The organism is Bacteroides gallinarum DSM 18171 = JCM 13658, assembly GCF_000374365.1.
Classification (GTDB): domain Bacteria; phylum Bacteroidota; class Bacteroidia; order Bacteroidales; family Bacteroidaceae; genus Bacteroides; species Bacteroides gallinarum.
On record NZ_KB894116.1, the window covers coordinates 179,676 to 187,040 of the forward strand.

General features: G+C 41.8%; 9 protein-coding genes. All 9 read left to right on the forward strand.

Annotation, left to right across the window (positions count from 1 at the left end):
* The first annotated feature begins 23 nt into the window (after positions 1–23).
* Positions 24–383 carry a DUF3853 family protein gene (locus tag C233_RS0102785; protein WP_018665963.1) on the forward strand — a complete coding sequence of 120 codons (360 nt, stop codon included), beginning with the start codon at positions 24–26 and terminating at the stop codon, positions 381–383.
* Entirely contained in the window at positions 383–1,447 is a 1,065-nt protein-coding gene (locus C233_RS0102790) for a hypothetical protein (protein WP_018665964.1), read from the forward strand. The genes C233_RS0102785 and C233_RS0102790 overlap by 1 nt, the downstream gene beginning before the upstream one ends.
* The gene (locus tag C233_RS0102795) at positions 1,431–1,784 is read left to right on the forward strand and encodes a hypothetical protein (RefSeq protein WP_018665965.1); all 354 of its coding nucleotides are present in this window, start codon (positions 1,431–1,433) and stop codon (positions 1,782–1,784) included. Before C233_RS0102790 ends, C233_RS0102795 begins: the two co-directional genes overlap by 17 nt.
* A gap of 132 nt (positions 1,785–1,916) precedes the next feature.
* Complete coding sequence (locus C233_RS0102800; RefSeq protein WP_018665966.1) at positions 1,917–2,627, forward strand: hypothetical protein; 711 nt, start codon at positions 1,917–1,919, stop codon at positions 2,625–2,627.
* 59 nt (positions 2,628–2,686) lie between these two features.
* Positions 2,687–2,833: a hypothetical protein gene (locus C233_RS23975; protein WP_154656048.1), complete on the forward strand. Its 147-nt coding sequence runs from the start codon at positions 2,687–2,689 to the stop codon at positions 2,831–2,833.
* Entirely contained in the window at positions 2,826–3,575 is a 750-nt protein-coding gene (locus tag C233_RS0102805) for a phage Gp37/Gp68 family protein (RefSeq protein WP_026314705.1), read from the forward strand. The genes C233_RS23975 and C233_RS0102805 overlap by 8 nt, the downstream gene beginning before the upstream one ends.
* Before the next feature lie 65 nt (positions 3,576–3,640).
* Complete coding sequence (locus tag C233_RS0102810) at positions 3,641–5,113, forward strand: DNA primase family protein (RefSeq protein ID WP_018665968.1); 1,473 nt, start codon at positions 3,641–3,643, stop codon at positions 5,111–5,113.
* Between the two features lie 224 nt (positions 5,114–5,337).
* Positions 5,338–6,285, forward strand: a complete 948-nt coding sequence (locus C233_RS0102815; protein ID WP_018665969.1) for a BT4734/BF3469 family protein — start codon at positions 5,338–5,340, stop codon at positions 6,283–6,285.
* A gap of 4 nt (positions 6,286–6,289) precedes the next feature.
* Positions 6,290–7,365, forward strand: a 1,076-nt coding sequence (locus tag C233_RS22200) for a DNA primase family protein (RefSeq protein ID WP_241217653.1), incomplete at its 3' end; no start/stop codon positions are given.

Sequence of the window (7,365 nt, forward strand, 5' to 3'; positions counted from 1 at the left end):
TAAATTAATTAATAACCAAAAATATGAAAAAAGAATTTGTAAAAGTGTCGGAAGTACTTCTTAATAAGACAGTATTGACCATGAACGGTGCGGAATTCATAGAATTACTACACCAAGCAAAGAGAGTAGAGACAAAGGAGGAGATAAAACACCCTTCGGTGGATAGTTATTCTAATCTACCGCAGTTTGTAACAGGTATCAAAGGATTTGCACAGATATTAGGTATCTCTGTAAGTACGGTAAGCAGGATGAAAGCTGATGGACTGCTTGATGATGCAGTCTTTCAGAATGGTAAGACAGTGATCTTTGATACCTACAAAGTACTGGAAATCCTACGTGTGAGCAATAAGAAAAGAAAATTTAATATTAAAAACCAGAAGTAATGAGCATGATAGAAAATATTGGCGGGAAATTATCTCCTGCAGAACTAGAATTTTGCAAACAGGAAACGCAGAAGATTGCAGACCTTTCGCCTAAAAGGTTCGCCAAAGTATTTTCAGCCTTTGTGATAGTGGATTTGCTTGGTACGGAAGAAGCGAAGGAAATCAGGATAGCAAGGCTGGAAATGAACCGGAAGCCTAAAGCCAAAGCCATAGAATCCTTGAAAGGGACGATACTGGAAGTCGGCCCGCAAATCATGTGTCTGATTATTCCGGCTACCGTTGCGGTCAGGTTCGGATATAATGTAACGGACTTTGAAGGGAATCCCATACCGGAGAGTGAACTTTCAAGGACTGTGGTTATCATAGACGGTCAGACACGATATTCCTCCATTAAGAAAATCAGGAAGGAATATCCGGACAAGGAAGTGCCAGGACTGTATGCCTATTTTCCTTTGCAGTGGGTAAGACTTGACAAGATGTTACAGGCTATCAACCTGAAAGTCTTTACATGGTCTAACAGTGACTTTATGACAGGGGTATTGAGCAACACGAATATCAATGAAGAAGTGAAGGACACTTTAAGCTATATCCAAATGCTGGAAGCGAGAGGTTATAATTACACTTCTGCTTGTGAGTGGGGCACTCTTACGAAAGGTATTATCCGGAAAACACCCCTAGTGAAAGCCATGAGTGAGGAGAATCCCTGTTTGAGTTATTCATTTTCTGAATTTGGGATGAAGATACATGAGGTTGCCATGAAGAAGTTCTCAGGCAGGAATGAAGATGCGTTGAAAAACAAGACCATCCCCGAACTTGTCATAGACAAATGGAACATCGCCTGCAAGGAGCTGAGCCAGAAGGAAGCCACCGAATATATCATCGCCTTCTTGGAAGGGTTGGGAAATGATGATTTGTCGGAAATGGTATCTCCTTCCAAATACAAACGTGGCTGTGGCAAAAAGGAAGACTTTGTGAAGAAACAGTTTGAAAAATCATTCCAGGCGTTTCTAAAAGACAATCCTTATGATGAATTCAAGAACGAACAGAATGAAAAAACGGTGTAAGGAGTTGATTGCGGAAGATTATGTATTCTGTCTTCCTAAAGAGGTGAAGATAGATACGCTGCTTGTAGGTACTTATCGTTGCAATCTGAAGGTTACTTGCAATGAGATCCTCCTGAAAGCAGTCTATGCTGAAATCTTTCTCAGAAAAGGTTATAATGCAACAGACCCTAACGGAACGCTACTCACCCTGTTGGATAGCAATCTGGAGAAGCATCTGGTTATCATTGAGGATTTGAACCTTTATTTCGCATTGCAACAGGATTCGCTTCTTGAAAATGGGAATGTATTGGTGGAAATTCTCAGTGAGTTTACCAAAGGTCGAAAATGGAGTTTTTAATGTGTAATCACGGGAGTGCACAGGTGAAATATACTGTGGCTCTCCTTTTAAGAGAAATGATATGAAGAACTTGTATCAAGTATCGTTCAATGAGAAACAAATAAATTTTAAACCTGTAAAAAATGATCCCTTATGAAATCAAAGAAAAAAGTAACCAGATTCTTGACTACTGATCCATTTGAACCGACAGACAATAGTGTTTACTTGGAATATCGTTCGGAAATGGAAGAAAAACTGAAAGATCCAAAGAACCTGACCTGTTCTTTTGTGATTGAACAGCTAAAAGGAATGTACAACTATTACCGCTGGGATGTTTTCTGTTGGCTTATCCAGAACTATCCTTTCCATGATGAGGAGGTACGTTCCCTGTTCAAGTTCTCATGGTTGTTCAGTGCTCCTGATGTGAGAGCTACAGAGTTGTTGAATTGCTATATAGACAACAGATTGCTGATGACTGAACTGGAGCAGAAGGAACTGGGTAATCTGCCATCAGAAGTCACTATTTACAAAGCAGTTCCCCTTAGAGACATGGAAGTGTCTGACAATGAAGAATGGGATCCCGGCTTTGATTGGAAGTGGTCTTTGGATTTGAGGAAAGCAGCGTTTATTGCCCATTCCCTGAAAGATGATTATATCGTCATATCAACGAAAGTGAAGAAATCAGAAATACGGGCATTGTTTCACGGGGTTGATGCCACTTATGAGCTGATTGCAGAGGGAAATTGTAAGGAGAGAGATGAGTATGGAATAGAAACATACTATCCAACAGAATATTTAGAATCCCATCCTTATCTTCACGAGCCTATCACGGAAGAGGGAATATATCAACGCTGTGGATTTTAGCCAGACCTTGAATAAAGTAAGTATAGGCGCCTGCTTACTTTTAAAATAATCAATGATTTATGGAAAGACTTGTCCTGACAGGAAACTCAGTGTTTTCTGCCATAGTCCTTCTTATGCCTGAAAATATCCCGGGCATAAGATGTAAGGGACTTAAAAACAGGAGGATATCAATAATAAATTTAAAAAAGACAAGAAATAATGAGTAGTAACAGTAAAATCTCCTGGACTGAAACCACCTGGAATCCTGTAAGTGGTTGTAGCCCAATCAGTGAAGGATGCAGGAATTGCTATGCAAGAGTAATGGCCGGACGTCTGAAAGCGATGGGGCAGACCAAATATCAGAACGGCTTTACTCCGGCCATACATCCTGAATGCTTGAACGAGCCATTCGGATGGAAAGGTAAAAAACTTGTGTTCGTGGCAAGCATGGGCGACCTCTTCCATAAAGACATCCCTTTTGACTTTATAGACAAAGTTATGGAAGTCGTCGGTCAGTGTCCCCGGCATACATTCCAAATCCTGACTAAACGGGCTGACAGGATGTACGGGTATTTTTCAATCCGCACCATTCCTGAAAATGTCTGGCTCGGTGTGACAGTGGAGAACAGGACGGTGAAAAGCCGTATTGATTACCTGAAAAAACTGGATGCTCCGGTACGGTTCCTAAGCTGTGAACCTCTGCTGGAAGATTTGGGTACACTGGATTTCTCAGGAATAGACTGGGTTATCGTTGGTGGTGAATCGGGAAACAGGGCAAGAAAAGTGGAAAAGGACTGGATTCTGAACATCAAATCCCAATGTGATGCAACTCCGGGTGTAGCCTTCTTTTTCAAGCAATGGGGTACTTGGGGGGCTGATGGTGTAAAACGCAGTGCCAAAGAGAACGGATGCCTGCTGGACGGCAAAGAATATCATGCTTATCCTATCCCAAGAAAGATAAATCCATAAGTGAGTAATTAACCAATGAAGCTGGGGCCTTTTCATGGGTTCAGCTTCATTTATAAAAAAATATAATGAAGAGACAGAAAGAAATACTGGAAGAGATCCTTTCCGTACTGTACAAAACGGACTTCAAGAAAGCTTATGCCTCGGACTTGTATGACAGATGTGAGAAAGAGAGCGATCCGGATGTGAAAAAGCTGTTGCAGGATAAGATTTATTCCATTCAGATTACCGATGAGATCAGGTCTGTCCTTATTTCCGAAAAGGTGAAGGAGACTGCTAAAAAGACAGGTTATGGTCTGGCGATCAATCAGGACAGAACCGCATACATATATAATAAGGTGTATTGGGAGGTTATACCCGAACTTGAATTGAAACACTTCTTTGGTGAGGCCCTGAAGAAAATGGGAGTGGACAAATACACCGCCATGAATGTCAGGATAGCGAATAAGCTCTATGAACAGGCCTGCTACTCTCTCTATAACCCGGTCGAACGGGAACAGGGTGTGATAAAGATCAATCTGGGCAACAAGAGCCTTATTCTCAGTGATGATGGAAGTGTGAAGGAGCAGGAGCATTCGGCTGATGATTATTTCTTCTATGTCCTTCCTTATGAGTATGATCCCAAAGCAACTTGTCCCATGTTCCATAAGTTCCTGGAGGAAGTATTGCCCCAACCGGATGTCAGACAAGTATTGAAGGAGTTTGTCGGCTGTTGTCTTAATTCTGATATAAAACTGGAAAAGGTCTTATGCTGTATCGGAACCGGAGCAAACGGAAAAAGTGTATTCTTCGAAACGATAATGGCTGTATTGGGAGAAGAGAATGTCAGTTCGTATAACATTAATTCCCTATGTGACGATAAAGGTTACTCCCGGATCATGATTAAGAACAAGCTTCTGAACTACAGCAGTGATTTCAACGGTAAGATATGGGGTAACGGTATCTTCAAACAACTGGCCAGCGGGGAACCTGTTGAAGCCAGAAGACTGTATCAGGAACCGGAAATGGTGAAAGGATATGCAAGGCTGGCCTTCAACTGCAACTCCATTCCGACAAGCTCAGACAGCTCCTATGGTTTCCGAAGGAGACTGCTGATGATTCCTTTTAATGTAAAGATAAGCAGGGACAAGGCTGACCCGGAGCTTGCCAAGAAACTTCGGTCTGAACTCCCCGGTATCCTGTTATGGGCTATTGAAGGTCTGCAACAGTTTATCAGAAATGGAAAGAAACTCAGTCATTCTCCCACTATCGAAGCTATGGATCAGGAATATAAGGAAGATACAGACAGCGTTGCCATGTTCCTGACTAACAAGAATTATATCCCTTGCACTGATAAATTCGTGAAACTGGGAGACCTCTATAATGAATACAAGGATTACTGCAAGGCTAACAGTCTTCGTTCCGAGTCAAAGGTAAATATGAAGAGTAAGCTGAAAGATGAAGGATATACAATCGAGGAGAAGGATAAAAAGGCTGCAAAGGTCGGTATAACGAAGTCCGTTCCTTCTGTTGTCCCTCCATCCACTCCTTTTGATTCTTAAAACCTTCTTTTCTTTCCCACCTCAAGAAGGAGAGAGCGGTAATGTCGGGGAAAAGCGGGGAAACAGGTCGGAAATGATGTTTTTTTATAACTTTTTCAATTTTATCTGTTCAAAAATTAATCAAAAAACAGGTTTTATAGTTTCCCCGCCCCGCTTCCGCTCCTTTTCCGCTCTTGAGGGAGGGAAGAGGAAAGATAAAATACTTACCAATTAATATTTAAAGTATGGAAGCAGATAAAAAAACTGAAGTAACAGTATTTAAACAAAAGCCTTACAGTGAGGAATATATTACCCCTCTGACCGGTATGAAAAGATTTAGAGTCATGGAATATCCTCCGAACCATGTTGATATTGATCTGGTATTGGATATTATCAGGCAGGAAAAGTTGAAAGCCGGGATTGATACGATGAGAGCTTTCCATGCCAGTGATCATCCAAAGTATTCTGAACTTAAAGAGAAACTGCCAATCTGTCTTTTTGCCGGAACATTCGGAAGATTCTGTAATGATGCCCTTATCACTCCTTCCGGTCTTGTCGTCATTGATTTCGACAGGATACCGGTTCAAGAGCTGTCTGATGTCCGGAATATGCTGATAAAAGATCCATATACCTATGCCGCATTCCTTTCTCCTTCCGGCAGGGGATATAAGGTTCTTGTCCGTGTTGCCGATAATATTGATAATACAAGTCATAATGAATATCTTGATGCTTTGAGGGATTATTATAACTCTCCGTTCTGGGATGAGAATTGCAAAGGGATATCAAGGGCGTGTTTTCTCAGCAGTGATCCCGACCTTTATCTGAATCGGAACAGCAAAGTATGGACGGTCAGAAACCCCGGTTCCCTGTCTCTTCCTCCTCCTTCTTCGGCTAACCCAATAGAACCGTTGGAATTCAAAAGCGGTTCCCCCGGTGAGATTGATAGGATCATAAATTTTCTGGAAGGTGGATTCTATAGATACCCAATGACTCCTGGAAGAAGACATGACTCGACCTTCAAAAGAGCCAGGGAACTTGCTGAGTGGGGATTATCAGAGAGCATTGCTTATGCGAATTTGAAAGAATATATAGCTCCTGATTTTCCTGAAGCAGAACTGGGACGTGAAGTCAGGAAGGCTTATGAGTGGGTGGACGGGAAAGGTAAAATCGGCAGTAAATATAGAAAACTTTAAAATCATGAACTACAGACGTTTATTACGGAATGTAATTAATTCTATTTCCCTAGAAAGTATTCCGGATACAAAGGACGGTATTGTTAAGGTTTGTAACGATATACAACAGACAGCAATAGGTATCAATCATCCGTTCCAGACTTTTGAGGACCAGTGTGTCTATTGTTACACCGGAACATATTGGGTAAGGATTGAGGATTTTGACCTGAAAGTCTTTCTTAAATATGCCTATGAAAAGATGTCCGGAAATAAAATCAAAGCTTCGCAAAGGGAAACCGTAGAAGGATTGTTCAAGCAGTTTCCATATACGGTCATGGGCCTGACAACGGGACAGGACAAGGAGAAGATAAATTTCCTCAACGGTACGCTTGAGCTTAAAACCGGGAATCTGATGCGGCATTCATATCAGGACTATTTCAGGTATGTTCTTCCTTATAATTATGATCCTGACGCCACGTGTCAGCTGTTTATGAAGTACCTGGACAGAGTGTTGCCGGACAAGGATACTCAGAAGGTGCTGGCTGAATATACAGGTTGGATTTTTACCTCCCTGAAACTGGAGAAGTGTCTTTTTCTCTATGGTTCAGGACGGAATGGCAAGTCCGTGTTCGTTGATATTGTCGAGTCTCTCCTGGGTAAAGAGAATATTTCCCATGAATCCTTATCGGATATGTGTGGCGGGAATGGAGACAGAAGCAGGGCTAACCTGTCAGGGAAACTGTTGAATACCTGTTCTGATGTTGCCCCCAACGCTTTTTCAGGAGATATATTCAAACGTATCGCAAGTGGAGAACCGATCAGTACCAGGTTGTTATATAAGGATGTGGCGACACTGACAGACTATGCCAAGATGATTTTCTGCCTGAATGAGCTTCCAAAGACCAATGACAAATCGAACGGATATTTCAGGAGGTTTCTTATTATACCTTTCAATATCCAGATTCCCAAGTCGGAAGTCGACCCGAAACTGGCAGAAAAAATAGCCTCCACTGAACTGCCCGGCATCATGAACTGGGTACTTGAAGGAAGGAGACGGTTAATAGCTCAATCCGGTTTTACAGAATCTTCCTTATGTCAGAA

Coding starts and splice junctions, on each gene's coding strand:
- C233_RS0102785 (WP_018665963.1), top strand. CDS start 24: ATGAAAAAAGAATTTGTAAAAGTGTCGGAAGTACTTCTTAATAAGACA.
- C233_RS0102790 (WP_018665964.1), top strand. CDS start 383: ATGAGCATGATAGAAAATATTGGCGGGAAATTATCTCCTGCAGAACTA.
- C233_RS0102795 (WP_018665965.1), top strand. CDS start 1,431: ATGAAAAAACGGTGTAAGGAGTTGATTGCGGAAGATTATGTATTCTGT.
- C233_RS0102800 (WP_018665966.1), top strand. CDS start 1,917: ATGAAATCAAAGAAAAAAGTAACCAGATTCTTGACTACTGATCCATTT.
- C233_RS23975 (WP_154656048.1), top strand. CDS start 2,687: ATGGAAAGACTTGTCCTGACAGGAAACTCAGTGTTTTCTGCCATAGTC.
- C233_RS0102805 (WP_026314705.1), top strand. CDS start 2,826: ATGAGTAGTAACAGTAAAATCTCCTGGACTGAAACCACCTGGAATCCT.
- C233_RS0102810 (WP_018665968.1), top strand. CDS start 3,641: ATGAAGAGACAGAAAGAAATACTGGAAGAGATCCTTTCCGTACTGTAC.
- C233_RS0102815 (WP_018665969.1), top strand. CDS start 5,338: ATGGAAGCAGATAAAAAAACTGAAGTAACAGTATTTAAACAAAAGCCT.